This window comes from Pseudomonas sp. Z4-7 (assembly GCF_051131965.1).
Classification (GTDB): domain Bacteria; phylum Pseudomonadota; class Gammaproteobacteria; order Pseudomonadales; family Pseudomonadaceae; genus Aquipseudomonas.
This window is the reverse complement of sequence record NZ_CP071642.1, coordinates 3,984,405-4,002,429: the sequence shown is the minus strand read 5'-3', so window position 1 is coordinate 4,002,429 and position 18,025 is coordinate 3,984,405. Positions and strand designations below refer to the sequence as shown.

The following is an 18,025-nucleotide window of genomic DNA, read 5'->3' as shown; positions in this document are numbered from 1 at the left end:
CTCGGCGGCATAATGTAGCCCCTTTTTTCAGCCCCTACATGTGGAAGGTTACCGTGACTCAGAAGCCCGACCAGTGTCTTGGTGAATGGATTGATCGTGAAGCACTCGCAGAAGCGATGATCCCTCTCATCGGTCAGCTCTACCGCAATAACAACGTGGTGAGCTCGATCTATGGCCGCAGCCTGATCAACCAGTCTGTCATCGCGATCCTCAAGGCCCACCGCTTTGCTCGCCACCGTTCTTCCGACGACAGCGAACTCTCCGTCCACGAAACATTCCCCCTGCTCAAGGCGATGAGCGAGCTCAAGCTAGGCGCGGCCTCGGTGGACCTGGGCAAGCTGGCGTTCAAATTCCGTAACGAAGCCAATGGCCGTAGCGCCGAACAGTTCGTGCGCGAAGAAATGGCTGACGTGGTTGGTCAGCAGAACGCTTCGGCTCGTAAAGGTACCGACGTGGTCCTGTACGGCTTCGGTCGTATCGGCCGTCTGCTGGCGCGTATCCTGATCGAGAAAACCGGTGGTGGCGACGGCCTGCGCCTGCGCGCCATCGTCGTGCGCAAGGGCGCAGAGAACGACCTGACCAAGCGTGCCAGCCTGCTGCGCCGCGACTCGGTGCATGGTTCCTTCAACGGCACCATTACCATCGACGAAGAAAACAACACCATCACCGCCAACGGTAACCTGATCCAGGTGATCTACGCGAAGAACCCGACCGAGGTGGACTACACCCAGTACGGCATCAAGGACGCCCTGCTGGTGGATAACACCGGTGTATGGCGTGATGCCGATGGCCTGGGCCAGCACCTGGCCTGCCCGGGTATCGACCGCGTTGTCCTGACCGCGCCTGGCAAGGGCAAGCTGAAGAACATCGTTCACGGTATCAACCACACCGAAATCACCGCTGACGACAAGATCATCTCCGCCGCTTCCTGCACCACCAACGCCATCGTGCCGGTGCTCAAAGCCGTGAATGACAAGTTCGGCATCATCAACGGTCACGTCGAAACCGTTCACTCGTACACCAACGACCAGAACCTGATCGACAACTTCCACAAGGGCGATCGCCGTGGTCGTAGCGCCGCGTTGAACATGGTCATCACCGAAACCGGTGCCGCCACTGCTGCCGCCAAGGCATTACCTGAGCTCGCTGGCAAACTGACCGGCAATGCCATTCGTGTGCCGACGCCGAACGTGTCGATGGCCATTCTCAACCTGAACCTTGAGAAAGCCGCCACTCGTGAAGAGATGAACGAGTACCTGCGCTACATGGCGCTGCACTCCGACCTGCACAAGCAGATCGACTTCGTCAACTCGCAGGAAGTGGTGTCCACTGACTTCGTCGGTTCGCGCCACGCTGGCGTTGTCGACGCCGAAGCGACCATCGTCCAGGACAACCGTGTTGTCCTGTACGTCTGGTATGACAACGAGTTCGGCTACAGCTGCCAGGTAGTTCGCGTAATGGAAGACATGGCTGATGTGAATCCGCCTGCGTTCCCGCGCTAAGTAAGCTTTAGCTGCTGGTAAAAAACGCCCCGACTTGTCGGGGCTTTTTTTTGTCTGGGTTTTGCTGTGTTTGGGCGGGCCTCATCGCGAGCAAGCTCGCTCCCACATTGGACCGCATACATCAGCAACAACTCGGTCAACTGTGGGAGCGAGCTTGCTCGCGATGACGATTTATCAGGCACCGCCCACTACAGAGGCCTGCGCCGTGCGCAGCTCATGCCGATTACCCTTGAACAGCACCAAGGTCGCGATCAACCCCAACACCGCCGCGCCACTGAGCCAGATCCCCGGCGCCGCTTTGTTATCCAGCACATGGATCAGATAGGTACAGGCCGCCGGCGTGAACCCGCCGAACGTCGCCGTCGCCAGGCTATAGGCCAGGGAAAAGCCAGTTGTACGCACTTCAACCGGCATGATTTCCGTCAGGGCGACCACCATGGCGCCGTTGTACGATCCATACAGGAACGACAACCACAGCTCGACGATCAGTAAATGGCTGAAGCTGGGGTTCGCCACCAGCCAGGACAGCGCCGGGTAGGCGGTCAGGATCGCCAGGATTGTCGCAGCCAGCAGCAGGGGTTTGCGCCCGATCTTGTCGGAAAGCGCGCCCATGACTGGCAGCCAGAAGAAATTCGACAAGCCGATACACACCGTGACCAGCAACGCATCCAGGTCAGACAGGTTGAGCTCAGCCTTGCCAAATGTCGGCGTGTAGGCCGTGATCAGGTAGAACGACACCGTAGTCATCACCACCAGTGCCATGCCGGCCAGGACAATGCCGAAGTTCTGGCCAATGGAGCGGACGATTTCCGCCAGGCTAGGGCGATGTTTTCTCGCCTGGAATTCCGGCGTTTCTTCCAGCGAGCGGCGAATTACAAAAATGACCGGTACGATCAGGCAACCGATCAGGAACGGCACGCGCCAGCCCCATTCGCCCATTTCCTGCGGGCTCAGCCAGTGATTGAGGCCAACCCCCAGCAGACCGGCGAAGACCACGGCGGCCTGTTGGCTGGCGGACTGCCAACTGACAAAAAAGCCCTTGCGCCCCGGCGTAGAGATTTCCGCCAGGTACACCGAGACCCCACCGAGTTCCACGCCTGCGGAAAAGCCCTGAAGCAATCGGCCCAGCAATACCAGCAGCGGCGCCGCCACGCCCAACGTGGCGTAACCCGGTACACAGGCGATCAGCACCGTGCCGGCGGCCATCATCGCGAGGGTGATGATCAGGCCTTTGCGCCGGCCGTGACGGTCGATGTAGGCGCCAAGGAAGATCGCGCCCAGCGGACGCATCAGGAACCCGGCGCCGAATGTCGCCAGGGACAGCATCAGCGAGGCGAAGGCACTGTCGGTCGGGAAGAACGTCTTGGCGATGGCCGTGGCGTAGAAGCCATAGACCATGAAGTCGAACATCTCCAGGAAGTTGCCGCTGACAACGCGAAAAATCGCCTTGCCGTTGCTCGTGTTGGAAGGCATGTGTAGGTACTCACTCTGGCAATCTTGTATGAAAGCGCTGCAATCCCACAGGGTTTTTTTGCATGCGCTGTAGCCCATAATGGCCGGCGTGGTTTTGTGGGGAGATGAAGATTTGTTAACTGGACGATGGATTGGGCTTGTGATGCTGGCCGGCGTTGTGTCCGGCTGCGGCCGGGGCGATAACCTGGAACGCTTCGATGGCCCGACCATGGGCAGCCGTTATTCCGTCCAGTACGTCAGGCATGCCGCCACGCCCGGTCCGAACGTGGTGCAGGCCGAGGTGGGAAAAATTCTCGCTGAAGTGGATCGGCTGTTTTCCACCTATCGCAGCGATTCGGAAATCGAGCGCTTCAATGCGCTGCCTGGCGGCAGTTGCCTGACCATGCCGGGACCGGTGCTTGAACTTGTCCGGGTGGGTGAGCAGCTATCTTCGCAAAGCCATGGCGCGTTCGATCTGACGGTGGAGCCTTTGCTGAACCTGTGGGGCTTCGGCCCGCAATCCCGGCGAGAGGCGGTGCCCAGCGCCGAGGCCCTGACCCTGGCGCGACGACAGGTTGGCCATGGCTACTTGCGGATCGAAGGCGACCGGTTATGCAAGGACGCCGCGGTGGAAGTCGATTTCAACAGCATCGCGGCGGGTTATGCCATCGACCGCATCGCCGCGAAGCTCCAGGCTTTGGGCATCGACAGCTACCTGGCCGAAGCCACCGGGGAGCTCAAGGCTGCCGGGCACAAGCCGGATGGGTCGGCCTGGCGCATCGCCCTGGAAGAGCCTCGGAACGATCGGCAAATGGCTGAGCGTGTCATCGAGGTCAACGGCTACGGGGTTTCAACGTCGGGCGACTATCGTAAATATTTCGAGCAGGGCGGCAAGCGTTACTCCCACACCTTTGATGCGCGCACCGGGGCGCCGGTCCTACACAACCTGGCGTCAGTCACGGTAATTCATCCTTCAGCGATGTTGGCCGATGGACTATCGACGCTGTTGCTGATTCTCGGTCCCGAAGAGGGTTGGGACTATGCCCAGGAGCACGGCATCGGAGTATTTTTTGTGCTGCGCGATGGAGAGCGTTTCGTCGTACGCACAAACGATGCGTTTGAACGGATGGTCGGCGGAAAAACCCAATGATGACGATGAGCTTGTTCAGCGCTGTGCTCGTGGCGAGGGAGCTTGCTCCCGCTTGAGTGCGAAGCGCTCACAAAAGGGGCCGCTGCGCAGCCCAGCGGGAGCAAGCTCCCTCGCCACGATGATTCAGTTGAACTTGAGATGATTGTCACGCAATGCTGACAGGGTTATGAAAGCCCACCTGTGGCGAAATAGCGCAGGCAAAACTAGCCTACGACGCGACCAAGGGGTAATGTGCGCGGCGTTGACGCTTCTATAGACTGTGGCCGGGCGCGTGAACCGGTCCCAAATTGTTCCTTCATGCCGCCGGCCGGCATGATTTAGCCGTCGGTGCCAACGTTGGCATCGCGGCCTGTTCTGAGGAGTACGCATGGCTGTCTACAACTACGACGTGGTGGTACTGGGTTCCGGCCCGGCGGGGGAAGGTGCGGCAATGAACGCCGCCAAGGCAGGGCGCAAGGTGGCGATGGTCGACAGCCGTCGGCAGGTCGGCGGCAACTGCACCCACTTGGGTACCATCCCGTCCAAGGCCTTGCGCCACTCGGTCCGGCAGATCATGCAGTTCAACACCAACCCGATGTTCCGGGCAATCGGCGAGCCGCGCTGGTTCTCCTTCCCGGACGTGCTCAAGAGCGCCGAGAAGGTGATTTCCAAGCAAGTGGCCTCGCGTACCGGCTACTACGCCCGCAACCGTGTGGACGTGTTTTTCGGCACGGGCAGCTTCGCCGACGAGCAAACGGTCGAAGTGGTCTGCGGCAATGGCGTAGTCGAGAAACTGGTGGCCAAGCACATCATCATCGCCACTGGCTCGCGTCCGTATCGCCCGGCAGACATCGATTTCAACCACGCACGTATCTACGATAGCGACACGATCCTGAGCCTGGGGCATACCCCGCGCAAACTTATCGTCTACGGTGCCGGCGTGATCGGTTGCGAATACGCCTCGATCTTCAGCGGCCTGGGCGTGCTGGTGGAACTGGTGGACAACCGTGGGCAGTTGCTGAGCTTCCTGGACTCGGAAATTTCCCAGGCCCTGAGCTACCACTTCAGCAACAACAACATCACCGTGCGCCACAACGAAGATTACGAGCGCGTCGAAGGCGTGGACAACGGTGTGATCCTGCACCTCAAGTCCGGCAAGAAGATCAAGGCCGACGCCTTGCTCTGGTGCAACGGCCGCACCGGCAACACCGACACCCTGGGCCTGGAAAACATCGGCGTGAAGGTCAACAGTCGCGGCCAGATCGAAGTCGACGAGAACTACCGCACCTGCGTGCCGAACATTTATGGCGCCGGTGACGTGATCGGCTGGCCGAGCCTGGCCAGTGCCGCCCACGACCAGGGCCGCTCGGCCGCCGGCAGCATCGTCGACAACGGCAGTTGGCGCTTCGTCAACGACGTGCCGACCGGCATCTACACCATTCCGGAGATCAGCTCGATCGGCAAGAACGAGCAGGAGCTGACCCAGGCCAAGGTGCCGTACGAGGTGGGCAAGGCCTTCTTCAAGAGCATGGCGCGTGCGCAGATCGCCGGCGAGCCGCAAGGCATGCTGAAGATCCTGTTCCACCGCGAGACCCTGGAAGTGCTGGGTGTGCACTGCTTCGGCTACCAGGCCTCGGAAATCGTCCACATCGGCCAGGCGATCATGAACCAGCCGGGCGAGCTGAACACGTTGAAGTACTTCGTCAACACCACGTTCAACTACCCGACCATGGCCGAAGCCTATCGGGTAGCGGCCTACGACGGGCTCAACCGGCTTTTTTGAGCGGCTCCGGCCGGTGGCCTGAGCCGGCCGGGGAGACCGATTTCAGCAATTCTCGAGGGTGGCAGTGGCCAAACCGGGAAAGTCTGTAATCAGGCTGTCAGCGCCAAAGTCGGCGAGCCTGCGCATGAGCGCGGGCTCGTTGACGGTCCACACCGACACATGCAGCCCCTGGCGCTGCGCCTTGATCAGGCGTTCCGGCGTGCACAGGGTCCAGTTCAGCGCCAGAATCTCACAGCCATAGCTCTGGGCGACTTTCAACGGGTCGAGCCAGGCGTATTCGGCGACCAGCCCACGGGAAATGCCCGGAGTCAGGTCCAGCGCGGCCTTGAGCACTTCCCGGGAACTGGAAGTGATGGTGATCTTGTCCAGCAGGCCGAAGCGCTGGGCCATTTCCCGGATGCCCAGCACGGTGGCGGCGGCGCGGGTGCGTGAGGCGCTTTTCACCTCCAGTTGCCAGTGCTCGAAATCACACTTCTCGAACAACTCTTCCAGGCGTGGAATCGGGCACGGCTTGATCCAGCCCGGGCCGCCCTTGCGCGCGTCATAAGTCACCAGTTCAGCGGCGGTGTGTTCGACCACCTTGCCCCGGCGATCGGTGGTGCGCTTGAGGGTCGGGTCGTGGATGACCATTAACTCGCCGTCCATGGACAGGTGCAGGTCCAGCTCGCAACGGCGTACGCCGTGCTTGAGGCATTCCTGGAAACCGGTGAGGGTGTTTTCCGGTGCTTCGCCCTTGGCGCCGCGGTGGCCATAAATGAGGGTCACGGTTATTCCTTATCGATGCCAGATTCGTTCAGTTCCCGGGCCAGGCGCCGTTCCTGCGCCTGCTTCTGCAGGATGTAGCGGGCCAGCAATTGGCGCTGGGCGTCGGTCGGGTGCTCAAACTCGGTGCCTACGTCATAACCGTTGCCCTTGGGGTCGCAATGGGTGACGCGGGCACGCAACAACAGCCCCAGGGCCTGGGGCATCAGCACCAGCTTGACCGAAAGGTGCGCGCCGACGGCAATGGCGCTGGGGTATTGGAAATCGATGCCGCCTTCGGAAATGATCACCGGCTGGGGATCGCCGATTTCGCCGAGCACCGTTACGGCGATGACCTGGCTGAGCAGGTCGATGCGTTTGTTCATGGCCTTGAGGTAGGCCGCGATGCTGCGCTCGCGCTCGCTGATCTGGCGCAACAGGTGTTGTGATTCGAACTCGCTCAGGTGCAGCTCGCTGAGCAGGTTGAACAGTGGGGACTCATCCTGCAACACTTCCTGGCTGGCTGCTTCAGGAATGGACAGGGGCCGAATTTCCAGTGCGATCGTGTCCTCGATACGGTAGTATTCGCGGCGATCTTCTTCATCTAATGTCGACATGGCGAACCCATGGTAGCGGCGGTGGTCTGAGTGTAAAGCTGGTTTGTGACCCCCGCCACAAGGACGTTCCTTTTCCCTCCGAACAAGCCCCGACATGTTCAGACCTCTCTTCGTATTCATCGGCACGCGTTATACCCGTGCAAAGCGTCGCAATCATTTCGTATCGTTCATTTCCCTGACGTCCATCATCGGCCTGGCCCTCGGCGTGGTCGTGATGATCGTCGTGCTGTCGGTCATGAACGGCTTCGACCATGAAATGCGCACCCGCGTGCTGGGCATGGTGCCCCACGCGACCCTCGAAACCGGCGAAGCCATCAGCGACTGGCCAAGCCTGGCCGCCAAGGTCAAGCAGAACCCGCAGGTGTTGGCCGTTGCGCCTTTCACCCAGATGCAGGGGTTGCTGACCAACGACGGCAAGGTCTCCAAGGTCTTGCTCAATGGCATCGATCCCGGGCTGGAGCGGCAGGTGTCGATCATCGACAACTTCATGCGGCAGGGCAAACTCGACGACCTCGCGCCGGGCAGCTTCGGTATCGTGATCGGCGACAAGGCGGCGACCAAGCTCGGCGTGGCCATCGGCGACAAGCTGACGTTTGTCGCGCCGGAAGTCACTGTCACTCCAGGCGGCATGTTCCCGCGCATGAAGCGCTTCACCGTGGTCGGCATCTTCCATGTCGGCGCCGGCGAGCTGGACGGTTACCTGGGGGTGACCAACCTTCAGGATCTCGCGCGTCTGCATCGCTGGAAGCCGGATCAGGTCCAGGGCCTGCGGTTGAAGTTCGATGATCTGTTCCAGGCGCCGCGCGTGGCGTGGAACATCGCCCAGCAGCTCGGCGAAGACCGTTATTACGCCCGCGACTGGACCCGCACCCACGGCAACCTGTATCAGGCGATCCGAATGGAAAAAGCCATGATCGGCTTGCTCCTGTTGCTGATCGTCGCCGTGGCGGCGTTCAACATCATTTCCACGCTGGTGATGGTGGTGAACGACAAGAAAGGCGACATCGCCATCCTGCGCACCCTCGGCGCCACGCCGGGGCAGATCATGCGGATCTTCATGGTCCAGGGCACCGTCATCGGCGTCATCGGCACGTTTGTAGGCGCCTTGGTCGGGATGTTCGCCGCACTGAATGTCAGCGCCGCGATTGCCGCCCTCGAAGGGCTGATCGGGCACAAGTTTCTCAACGCCGACGTGTACTTCATCGACTACCTGCCCTCGCAGTTGCAGGCCGATGACGTGTTGATGGTCTGCGGCGCCGCGTTGATCCTGAGTTTCCTCGCCACCCTGTACCCAGCCTGGCGTGCCGCGCGCACCCAGCCGGCGGAGGCGTTACGTTATGAGTGAGTCGGGCATGAGTGAAAAAGCAATCTTGAGCTGCCGCAACCTGGGCAAGTCCTACGAGGAAGGCCCGGAATCGGTGGTGGTGTTGTCGGGCCTGCAACTGGAGCTGCATCCCGGTGAGCGCGTGGCGATCGTCGGGACTTCCGGCTCCGGCAAAAGTACCTTGTTGAATTTGCTCGGTGGCCTCGATACGCCGACCGCCGGCAGCGTCTGGCTGGCGGGCGAAGAGCTTTCGGCGCTGAACGAAAAGGCCCGCGGCCTGTTGCGTAACCGCTCCCTGGGCTTCGTCTACCAGTTCCACCATCTGCTGCCCGAGTTCACCGCGCTGGAAAACGTCTGCATGCCGCTGTTGATCGGCCGCACCGCAATTCCCGAAGCCCGCCAGCGAGCTACGGCGTTGCTGGAGCGCGTGGGACTGGGCCATCGCCTGGAGCACAAGCCGGCCGAGCTGTCCGGCGGCGAGCGCCAGCGCGTGGCGATTGCCCGGGCCCTGGTCAACAAGCCTGGGCTGGTGATGCTCGACGAGCCGACCGGCAACCTCGACTCCCACACCGCGCAAGGCATCCAGGACTTGATGCTGGAACTCAGCACCTCGATGCGCACGGCGTTCCTGGTGGTGACCCACGACATGAACCTGGCTCGACAGATGGACCGCGTCCTGCATTTGCAGGAAGGTTGCCTGACGCCGATCTGACCGACCGAAACCCGGTAGCTGATGACGGCGCCGGGTCTTTTATTATCATACGGTGCCCAGCGAATGTTCAGACCGTTATCGATTTTCATCGGCACGCGCTATACCCGCGCCAAGCGCCGCAATCGTTTTGTCTCGTTCATTTCCATGACCTCGATGATCGGCCTCGCCCTTGGCGTGTTGGCGATGATTGTCGTGTTGTCGGTGATGAACGGCTTCCAGCGCGAAATGAGCTCGCGCATCCTCGGCATGGTGCCTCACGCCACTATCGTCGGCGTCAACCCGATCGACGATTGGCAACCGGTGGCCGCCGCGGCATTAAAAAATCCTGAAGTGACGGCTGCGGTGCCGTTCACCGAGATGGAAGGGATGCTGAGCCATAAAGGCTCGATGCAGCCGATCCAGATCAGCGGCGTCGATCCGGCCAAGGAAGGCAAGGTCTCGATCGTCGCCCAGCACATCGTCCAGGGGCGTCTCGATGCCTTGAAACCCGGCGAGTTTGGCGTGGTGATCGGTGAGATCACCGCGCGGCGCTTTCGCTTGAATGTCGGCGACAAGGTCACCTTGATCGTGCCGGAAGTCAGCACCGCGCCGGGGGGCATCACCCCGCGGATGCAACGGCTGAATGTGGTGGGGGTGTTCAAGGTCGGCGCCGAGCTGGACGGATCCATGGCGCTGATTCACCTGGCCGACGCCGCGCAGATGCAGCATTGGCAACCGAACCAGGTACAGAGCGTGCGCCTGGCGGTGAAAGATCTGTACGCAGCGCCGAAAGTCTCCGGTGACATCGCCAGCGGGCTTGGCACGGCCTACAAGGCCGACGACTGGACCCACACCCAGGGCAGCCTGTTCAGCGCCATGAAAATGGAAAAAACCATGATCGGCCTGCTGCTGTTGATGATCGTCGCGGTGGCGGCTTTCAACATCATCGCCACGTTGATCATGGTGGTGAACGACAAGGGCGCGGACATCGCGATCCTGCGCACCATCGGCGCGACGCCGCGACAGATCATGGCAATCTTCATGGTCCAGGGCACGGTGATCGGCGTGGTGGGCACGTTGATCGGCGGCGTGCTGGGGGTGATTGCGGCATTGAATGTCAGCGCGTTGGTGGGCTGGCTGGAACGGGTCAGCGGCCAGCATATCTTCAGTTCCGACGTGTACTTCGTCAGCAACCTGCCGTCGGAACTGCAGCGTGGCGACGTGGTGCTGATCTGCTCCGCCGGGTTCATCCTCAGCTTCCTCGCCACCGTATACCCGGCCTGGCGCGCGGCGAAGATCGAACCTGCACAGGCGTTGCGGTATTCCTGATAACGCCGGAAGCCCCCATGGCGAGGGAGCTTGCTCCCGCTGGGCTGCGCAGCAGCCCCAAAAGCGGCGGGCTTATTATGGATGATGTGCAGACTTTCAGATTTTTTGGGAGCGCTTCGCACTCCAGCGGGAGCAAGCTCCCTCGCCACAGGGTTTTTTGTCAGGGCTGACCGGCCTTTGGCAACTCCACCACGAACCGCGTCCAGCCATCGGCCGATTCACAGCGGATATCCCCGCCATGGGCGCGGATGATCGAGCGGGTAATGGCCAGCCCCAGCCCGGCGTGTTCACTGCTGCCTTCCTGGCGAGCCGGGTCGGCGCGGTAAAAACGGTCGAACAGGCGCGGCAGCAGCGCCGCCGGAATTTCCCCGCCACTGTTTTCCACGTCGATGCGCACAGTCTGCTGCCCGTCGACAATCCGTATCCGCACCTCGCCACCACCGGGGCTGAAGCGCAGGGCGTTGTCCAGCAGATTGGACAGCGCGCGGCGCAGCATGCTGCGGTCGCCCTCGATACGTGCGTTCCCTTCGCGGCTCAGCTTTACCTCGGCGTCTTCGGCCAGCGGCGCGAAAAACTCCAGCAGCAGGTCCGTTTCCAGCGCCAGCTCCAGTGGTTCGTGCTGGACGGCCAGCAAGCCATGGTCGGCCTTGGCCAGGTAAAGCATGTCGTTGACCAGTTGTGCCATCCATTGCAGCTCTTCGAGATTGCTGTGCAGGGCTTCGCGATAGTCGCCCAACGAGCGTTCGCGGGTGAGCGTGACCTGGGTATGGGTCAGCAGATTCGACAGCGGCGTACGCAGTTCATGGGCGATGTCGGCGGAGAATGCGGAGAGGCGCTGGAAGGCATCGTCGAGGCGTCCAAGCATGTCGTTGATGCTGTGGGCCAGTTCCGCCAGTTCGGCGGGCATGTGTTGTTCTGGCAGTCGAGCATTGAGCGAACGTGCCGAGACGCTGCTGGCAATGGCGCCCATGCGGCGCAGGGGACGCAAGCCACGCCGGGCGGCCCAGGCGCCAAGCAGGGCGGTCGCCAGCGCCGAGAGGCCGACGGTCAGCCAGATCAGGCGCTGCATGCGTTGCAGGAAATGCTGGTGGTGGGTGATGTCCAGCAGCAGTGTCAGTTGGGGCGAATCCGCACGATTGGGATCCAGCGGCGCGTTTAATACGCGGTAGTCATTGTCGGTGTCGTTGAGGGTCGACAGGCCGGCCCGTTCAGGCACCTGAACCGGCAGGCGGATCGAGCTGTCATGCCAGCGCACGCCATCGCGGTCCTTGATGCGCAAGGCAAGGTCCGGCTGGCGGCTCAACTCGTCCGCCAGGCGCGCCTGGGGGTTGGGGCCATCTTGCAGGGCGCGGCGCACGCCGGTCAATTTGGCCTCGAGCAACTGCTGGTCCAGTTCGATGAAGTGCGCCTCGCTGCCGCGGCTGAACAGCACGCCGGCGAACAACGACACGATGGCGGTGCAGGCGGCGAAAAGCAGCGCCAACCGATTGCTCAGCGACCATCGGCGACTCACAGGTTGCGCTCTTCAAGGACATAGCCCATGCCGCGCACGGTGTGGATCAGCTTGTCGGGAAACTCGTCGTCAATCTTGATCCGCAGACGCCGGATCGCCACCTCGATGACATTGGTGTCACTGTCGAAATTCATGTCCCAGACTTGTGAGGCAATCAACGACTTTGGCAATACTTCGCCTTGGCGCCGCAGCAGCATCTCCAGCAGGGCAAATTCCTTGGCGGTCAGGTCGATGCGTTTGCCACCGCGCTCTACCCGGCGCCGGATCAAGTCCAGCCGCAGGTCCGCCAGTTGCAGGCTGGTTTCCTGGGCCGCCGAACTGCCTCGGCGCAGCAGGCTGCGCACCCGGGCCAGCAGTTCGGAAAAGGCGAAGGGCTTGACCAGGTAATCATCGGCACCCAGTTCCAGGCCATGCACACGATCCTCTATCGCATCCCGCGCGGTGAGAAACAGCACTGGCGTGTCCAGCCCGGCGCCGCGCACCGCTTGCAGAATCTGCCAGCCATCGCGGCCGGGTAGCATCACGTCAAGAATCAACAGCGCGTATTCACCGCTCACGGCCAGTTGCTGGCCGGTGCTGCCATCAGCCACCAGATCGGCGTTGAACCCAGCTTCGCTCAAGCCTTGGCGCAGGTACTGGCCGGTTTTCAGTTGGTCTTCGACGATCAGCAGTTTCATGGTAGGGCTCAAGGCTGTGTTTGAACGTGGGCGTTATACCGTGGTGCATGGTGTCATGGGGCAAGCTGACAAAGTTGTAATGCAACTGTAAGCCAGTTGGCGGAGCAAGCGCTCAAGGAAACCGTAAAGGCTGGTAGAATCCGCTGATTCTTCAGTCAGGTTTCCGTTATGCATCCCGCAGCCGAACACTCGCCGCTGGGCAAATCCAGCGAATACATCGCCACGTACACGCCGTCACTGCTGTTTCCGATCCCGCGCACCGCGAAATGGGCGGAACTGGGCCTGACGGCCGAGACCTTGCCGTACAAGGGCGTGGATTTCTGGAACTGTTTCGAGCTGTCATGGCTGCTGCCGTCCGGCAAGCCGGTTGTCGCCATCGGTGAATTCGCGATCCCGGCGGAATCGCCAAATATCATCGAATCCAAATCCTTCAAGCTGTACCTGAACTCCTTGAACCAGACGGCATTCAACGACAGCGCGAGCCTGGAAGCCACGCTGCGCCAGGACCTTTCGGCCGCGGCGGGCAAGCCGGTAGGCGTGCGGATTCGCAACCTCAAGGATGTCGAGAGCGAAGGCATCGTTGAATTACCCGGTGTCTGCGTTGACGACCTGGACATCACTGTCGACTCCTACGAGCACCCGCGTCCGGAGCTGCTGCGTTGCGATGCATCGCGTATCGTCGAGGAAAGCCTGCACAGCCATCTGCTCAAGTCCAACTGCCCGGTAACCAGCCAGCCGGACTGGGGCAGCGTGGCGGTGAAGTATCGCGGCGCGGCGCTGGACCACGCCAGCCTGCTGGCTTACATCGTCAGCTTCCGCCAGCATTCGGACTTCCATGAGCAGTGCGTCGAGCGGATCTTCCTCGACCTGCAACGCTTGCTCAAGCCGGAGAAATTGACGGTGTACGCGCGGTATGTGCGCCGGGGTGGGTTGGATATCAATCCGTATCGCAGCACCGAGGATGTGCAACTGCCAAACCAGCGTCTGGTTCGGCAATAAAATTTCCTTCCTGAAGAGTTCTTGTGGAAGAGACCTTGTGGGAGGACTCTTGTGGGAGCGAGCCTGCTCGCGAAGGCGGTCATTCATTCAACATATGTGCTGACTTTCGCGCCGCTTTCGCGAGCAGGCTCGCTCCCACAGTGGATTGCATTTCAATTCGCAGATACTAAAAAGCCCTGCTGGCGATAGCAGGGCTTTTTGCGTTTGACCGGCTTAGATCCCCATGCTGCCCAAGGTATTCACGATATTGCGCAGTGTTCCGGCGATCGTTGGATGGTCCACTTCAAAACGTTCCACGGCCAGGTTCACGCCGTCGACCAGGTTGTTGTCCTGAAGTTGGTTTTCCAATTGGATCTCAGAGTCGATCTGCGCCATCAACTGGTGCAGGTTTTCGCGCTCTGACTCAGACAGCGGCGGGTTCTGTTCCAATTGCTCGCGCAGGGCATTCAGTTGTTCTTGCAATTCGCGGCGGGCAGGCATTGGCGTACTCCCTTTATTGATAGGCACTGCCATGGACCGCGACGCAGCGTCAAAAGTCCATGGCTTGCCTTAAGAGTAATCCACACTCAAGCGCCCTGCATGATCCTGGTCACGGCTTCTCGCCTTTGAGGCGACGCAGGCTGATATCGGCCAGGCAGGTATCGAGTTCGCCCAAGTGATCGATCACCGAATGCACGCCCAGGCCGAACAATTGCACGGTGGCCTTGGCCCGTTTGATTTCCCGTTCCTGCTGGCTCAAGGCTTGCCATTCGGCGGGCGTAAGGCCGCACAGCGAGCCGCAGGATGCCAGCCCGATGGTCCATAGACCGGCGTTTAGCCCCGACTGCAACAGCGTCGGTTCGCCGCTGACCAATACGCAGCCATCCAGTTGCCTGACATCCAGCGCCATAAGGGCTTGCCAACAGGCATGGGGCGCTGGCCACGGATTATTTGTTGCAGGAAGTTGCGGAGATTTCACCCATGCCGGCAGTGAGGCCGCCAACCCGTGGCTGATGGCGGGCGGCAATTCGTCAAGCCAGGCGCAGGGGATGTCGAGCTGCCGCAGGCGTTGCAGGCTTTCCAACGCCCCGGGTGTAAGTTGCGTGTGCTCGGCCGGCACAATCCCTGGCTGGCGAGCACGCGAGCCGAAATCAACCAGGCATCCGCTGAGGCCAAACAGGACGGCCGTCAGGCTGGGGGCGGGGAGGGGCTTGGCTTCGGCGCGGGGCATGTGGACGTCCTTGAAATAACCCGCAGCCTAACGAGGCACGATGACAGTCCGGTTACAGTGGGATGAAGGCGACCCGTATGGAAAATTCCTACGGAGAGCTTCCTTTTTCTGTGCTGCCTATCCACGCGTTCCGCCTTATACTAGCCACCTTACCGCCTGGGCTCGGCGCCCTTGCCTGAATAATCCAAGGAGTTTTTCCCTATGCGCTGGAGCCATCGTCTAGCTCAGCTGTGTCTATCTGCCAGCGTTCTGCTGGTGCCGTTCGCCGCTCACGCCGCCACGGAAGAAGATCCTTGGGAAAGCATCAACCGTCCGATATTCACCTTCAACGACACCATCGACACCTACGCGCTGAAGCCGCTGGCCCAGGGTTACCAGTACGTGACGCCGCAGTTCCTCGAGGACGGCATCCACAACATGTTTCGTAACATCGGTGACGTCGGCAACCTGGCCAACGATGTGCTGCAAGCCAAGCCGGCTGCCGCCGGGGTCGATACTGCCCGGTTGATCTTCAACACGACGTTCGGCCTGCTGGGCTTCTTCGATGTCGGGACCCAGATGGGGCTGCAGCGCAACGACGAAGATTTCGGCCAGACCCTGGGATATTGGGGGCTGGGCAGCGGTCCCTACCTGATGCTGCCACTGCTCGGGCCGAGCACTCTGCGTGATGCGCCGGCCAAGCTGGTCGACAGCTACGCCACCCCATACCCCTACATCGACAACGTCTCGGTGCGTAATTCGATTTGGGGCCTGAACATCGTCGACACCCGCGCCAGCCTGCTGTCGGCCGAGAAAATGGTCAGTGGCGACAAGTATGTGTTCTTGCGCAACGCCTTTCTGCAGAACCGTGAATTCAAGGTCAAGGATGGCCAGGTCGAAGACGATTTCTGATTTCGGCCGGTTGAATGCGAAAGGCGGCCCGAAAGGCCGCCTTTCGTGCTTTGGCTTCTGTCCAGGGCCGGGATCAACCTTCCATTGAGTTACGCTTCGCTCGGTTCTTATAACTCTCTGTGCTTTGACAAATAAAGAGCTCGAGCGGGCTATCTGCATGAGCTTGAAACGCCCCGCGGATGGGAGTACCGTCTGCGCCTTAGAAGGGCACCTCTGATGTATATGCGTGTAGGGCAAAGGCCTGAAACCTGTACGACAGAGAGGCTAGAAAGCGAATCCAGTAGTGCGTGCCAGGCCCAGTTGCCCAGCCCCCTACGCCAACCTAATTCTGGCGCCGTTTGCCCACATGCCAAAAACCAGTGCCACGCTGCTGATAATCGATGATGACGAAGTGGTGCGAGCCAGCCTCGCAGCCTACTTGGAAGACAGTGGTTTCAGCGTCCTGCAGGCCAGCAACGGCCAGCAGGGTCTTCAGGTATTCGAGCAGGACAAGCCCGACCTGGTCATCTGCGACCTGCGCATGCCGCAGATGGGCGGACTCGAACTCATTCGCCAGGTCACCGAGCTGTCGTCACAGACTCCGGTGATCGTGGTGTCGGGCGCGGGGGTGATGAACGACGCGGTCGAGGCATTGCGCCTGGGCGCGGCGGATTACCTGATCAAGCCCCTCGAAGACCTTGCCGTGCTCGAGCATTCGGTGCGTCGAGCCCTGGACCGCTCGCGCCTGTTGGTCGAGAACCAGCGCTATCGCGAGAAGCTGGAAACGGCCAACCGTGAGCTGGAAGCCAGCCTGAACCTGTTGCAGGAAGACCAGAACGCCGGGCGTCAGGTGCAGATGAACATGCTGCCGGTCAGCCCCTGGACCGTCGACGGTTTCCGTTTTGCCCACCAGATCATCCCGTCGTTGTACCTGTCGGGGGATTTTGTCGATTATTTCCGGGTCGATGAGCGCCGAGTGGCTTTCTACCTGGCGGATGTTTCCGGACACGGTGCTTCGTCGGCATTCGTGACCGTACTGCTGAAGTTCATGACCACGCGCCTGCTGTTCGAATCCAAGCGCAATGGTACGTTGCCCGAATTCAAGCCTTCGGAGGTCCTTGGGCATATCAACCGAGGCCTGATCAGTTGTAAGCTGGGCAAACACGTCACAATGGTCGGTGGAGTCATCGACGAGGAGACTGGTTTGTTGACGTATAGCATCGGCGGTCACCTGCCGTTGCCCGTGTTGTACACACCTGACAGTGTTCGTTACCTGGAAGGGCGTGGCTTGCCGGTAGGCCTGTTCAACGAGGCCACCTATGAAGATCACGTGCTGGAACTGCCTCCGGCTTTCAGCCTGACGCTGATGTCTGATGGCATTCTGGACCTTTTGTCGGAACCTACACTCAAAGAGAAAGAAGCGGCCTTGCCTGAACGGGTAAGTGCGGCGGGCGGCAGCCTGGAAGGCCTGCGGCAAGTGTTTGGATTAGCCACGCTAGGGGAGATGCCGGATGATATCGCCCTGTTAGTGTTGAGCAGGAATCTTTGATGAGTACCGGTAGAATCCAGTTCGCCGAGCAGGACGGCACCTTCGTCCTGAAGTTTGTCGGTGAAGTGCGCCTGACCCTGTGTTCGGCGCTGGATGCGACAATCGAGAAGATCTTCACCGCGTTGAACTTCAACGCCATCGTGATCGACCTGACCGAAACCCGCAGCATCGACAGCACTACCCTGGGCCTGCTGGCCAAATTGTCGATCCTGTCGCGGCAAAAGGTTGGCCTGCTGCCGACCGTTGTCACCACCCACAACGACATTACCCGTTTGCTGCAGTCGATGGGCTTCGATCAGGTGTTCAACATCGTCGGCGATCCGGTGCCATGCCCGGAATGCCTGGATGATCTGCCTGATCAGGACCAGTCCGAAGAGGACGTGCGGATCAAGGTGCTTGAAGCGCACAAGATCCTCATGGGGCTGAACGACTCCAATCGTGAAGCGTTCCATGACCTAGTGAGTGCGTTGGAGCGGCCCTGATTCCTGGATGTTGTACAGGGATCAAGGTTGGACTCGGTCAGAAACTGTGGGAGCGAGCTTGCTCGCGATGGCGTTTGTCGATCCGCCATATCTCTTGAGCCAAACAGAACAAAAAAGGGCGAACCCATCCAGGTTCGCCCTTTTTCATGCCGCCGGT

At 60.7% G+C, this 18,025-nt stretch carries 17 protein-coding genes; 10 read left to right on the top strand and 7 right to left on the bottom strand.

Annotated elements, in window-relative coordinates; translation table 11 throughout:
* The first annotated feature begins 38 nt into the window (after positions 1 to 38).
* On the top strand, positions 39 to 1,502 hold the full coding sequence (locus J3P91_RS17995) for a glyceraldehyde-3-phosphate dehydrogenase (RefSeq protein WP_305500011.1): 1,464 nt from the start codon (positions 39 to 41) through the stop codon (positions 1,500 to 1,502).
* Between the two features lie 174 nt (positions 1,503 to 1,676).
* On the opposite strand, the gene J3P91_RS17990 is transcribed toward J3P91_RS17995, so the two are convergent.
* On the bottom strand, positions 1,677 to 2,975 hold the full coding sequence (locus J3P91_RS17990) for an MFS transporter (RefSeq protein ID WP_434601301.1): 1,299 nt from the start codon (positions 2,973 to 2,975) through the stop codon (positions 1,677 to 1,679).
* Between the two features lie 142 nt (positions 2,976 to 3,117).
* Here J3P91_RS17990 and J3P91_RS17985 point away from each other — a divergent pair, with 142 nt between their 5' ends.
* Both J3P91_RS17985 and sthA read left to right on the top strand, forming a co-directional pair.
* Entirely contained in the window at positions 3,118 to 4,104 is a 987-nt protein-coding gene (locus tag J3P91_RS17985; protein ID WP_434601300.1) for an FAD:protein FMN transferase, read from the top strand.
* 367 nt (positions 4,105 to 4,471) lie between these two features.
* A complete protein-coding gene (gene sthA / locus J3P91_RS17980) occupies positions 4,472 to 5,866 on the top strand; it encodes a Si-specific NAD(P)(+) transhydrogenase (RefSeq protein ID WP_245142796.1) in 1,395 nt (464 codons plus the stop codon).
* A gap of 42 nt (positions 5,867 to 5,908) precedes the next feature.
* Here sthA and J3P91_RS17975 read toward each other — a convergent pair whose 3' ends face one another.
* Positions 5,909 to 6,631: a glycerophosphodiester phosphodiesterase gene (locus tag J3P91_RS17975; protein WP_434601299.1), complete on the bottom strand. Its 723-nt coding sequence runs from the start codon at positions 6,629 to 6,631 to the stop codon at positions 5,909 to 5,911.
* Positions 6,632 to 6,633: 2 nt separating this feature from the next.
* Positions 6,634 to 7,224 carry a PilZ domain-containing protein gene (locus J3P91_RS17970; RefSeq protein WP_305500019.1) on the bottom strand — a complete coding sequence of 197 codons (591 nt, stop codon included), beginning with the start codon at positions 7,222 to 7,224 and terminating at the stop codon, positions 6,634 to 6,636.
* A gap of 94 nt (positions 7,225 to 7,318) precedes the next feature.
* Here J3P91_RS17970 and J3P91_RS17965 point away from each other — a divergent pair, with 94 nt between their 5' ends.
* The 3 genes from J3P91_RS17965 to J3P91_RS17955 all read left to right on the top strand — a co-directional run bounded on the left by J3P91_RS17965 (position 7,319) and on the right by J3P91_RS17955 (position 10,568).
* Positions 7,319 to 8,569, top strand: coding sequence for a lipoprotein-releasing ABC transporter permease subunit (locus J3P91_RS17965; RefSeq protein WP_305500020.1), 1,251 nt, complete (start codon positions 7,319 to 7,321; stop codon positions 8,567 to 8,569).
* 7 nt (positions 8,570 to 8,576) lie between these two features.
* Entirely contained in the window at positions 8,577 to 9,260 is a 684-nt protein-coding gene (lolD, locus tag J3P91_RS17960; RefSeq protein WP_162843734.1) for a lipoprotein-releasing ABC transporter ATP-binding protein LolD, read from the top strand.
* 63 nt (positions 9,261 to 9,323) lie between these two features.
* Positions 9,324 to 10,568, top strand: coding sequence for a lipoprotein-releasing ABC transporter permease subunit (locus J3P91_RS17955; RefSeq protein WP_434601298.1), 1,245 nt, complete (start codon positions 9,324 to 9,326; stop codon positions 10,566 to 10,568).
* A gap of 160 nt (positions 10,569 to 10,728) precedes the next feature.
* On the opposite strand, the gene J3P91_RS17950 is transcribed toward J3P91_RS17955, so the two are convergent.
* Both J3P91_RS17950 and J3P91_RS17945 read right to left on the bottom strand, forming a co-directional pair.
* Positions 10,729 to 12,081 carry a heavy metal sensor histidine kinase gene (locus tag J3P91_RS17950; RefSeq protein ID WP_434601297.1) on the bottom strand — a complete coding sequence of 451 codons (1,353 nt, stop codon included), beginning with the start codon at positions 12,079 to 12,081 and terminating at the stop codon, positions 10,729 to 10,731.
* Positions 12,078 to 12,758, bottom strand: a complete 681-nt coding sequence (locus tag J3P91_RS17945; RefSeq protein ID WP_434601296.1) for a heavy metal response regulator transcription factor — start codon at positions 12,756 to 12,758, stop codon at positions 12,078 to 12,080. Before J3P91_RS17945 ends, J3P91_RS17950 begins: the two co-directional genes overlap by 4 nt.
* Positions 12,759 to 12,926: 168 nt before the next feature.
* Here J3P91_RS17945 and queF point away from each other — a divergent pair, with 168 nt between their 5' ends.
* On the top strand, positions 12,927 to 13,757 hold the full coding sequence (gene queF / locus J3P91_RS17940; RefSeq protein ID WP_434601295.1) for an NADPH-dependent 7-cyano-7-deazaguanine reductase QueF: 831 nt from the start codon (positions 12,927 to 12,929) through the stop codon (positions 13,755 to 13,757).
* Between the two features lie 213 nt (positions 13,758 to 13,970).
* Here queF and J3P91_RS17935 read toward each other — a convergent pair whose 3' ends face one another.
* Complete coding sequence (locus tag J3P91_RS17935) at positions 13,971 to 14,237, bottom strand: DUF4404 family protein (protein WP_434573051.1); 267 nt, start codon at positions 14,235 to 14,237, stop codon at positions 13,971 to 13,973.
* Between the two features lie 109 nt (positions 14,238 to 14,346).
* A complete protein-coding gene (locus J3P91_RS17930; RefSeq protein ID WP_434601294.1) occupies positions 14,347 to 14,967 on the bottom strand; it encodes an HAD family phosphatase in 621 nt (206 codons plus the stop codon).
* A gap of 201 nt (positions 14,968 to 15,168) precedes the next feature.
* Between J3P91_RS17930 and J3P91_RS17925 the strand changes: the two genes are divergently transcribed.
* The 3 genes from J3P91_RS17925 (at position 15,169) to rssC (ending at position 17,868) form a co-directional block, all read left to right on the top strand.
* Complete coding sequence (locus J3P91_RS17925) at positions 15,169 to 15,858, top strand: MlaA family lipoprotein (RefSeq protein WP_305500032.1); 690 nt, start codon at positions 15,169 to 15,171, stop codon at positions 15,856 to 15,858.
* A gap of 346 nt (positions 15,859 to 16,204) precedes the next feature.
* A complete protein-coding gene (gene rssB, locus J3P91_RS17920; RefSeq protein ID WP_434573055.1) occupies positions 16,205 to 17,386 on the top strand; it encodes a two-component system response regulator RssB in 1,182 nt (393 codons plus the stop codon).
* Positions 17,386 to 17,868, top strand: a complete 483-nt coding sequence (rssC, locus tag J3P91_RS17915; protein ID WP_305500035.1) for an anti-sigma factor antagonist RssC — start codon at positions 17,386 to 17,388, stop codon at positions 17,866 to 17,868. Before rssB ends, rssC begins: the two co-directional genes overlap by 1 nt.
* Positions 17,869 to 18,025 lie beyond the last annotated feature (157 nt).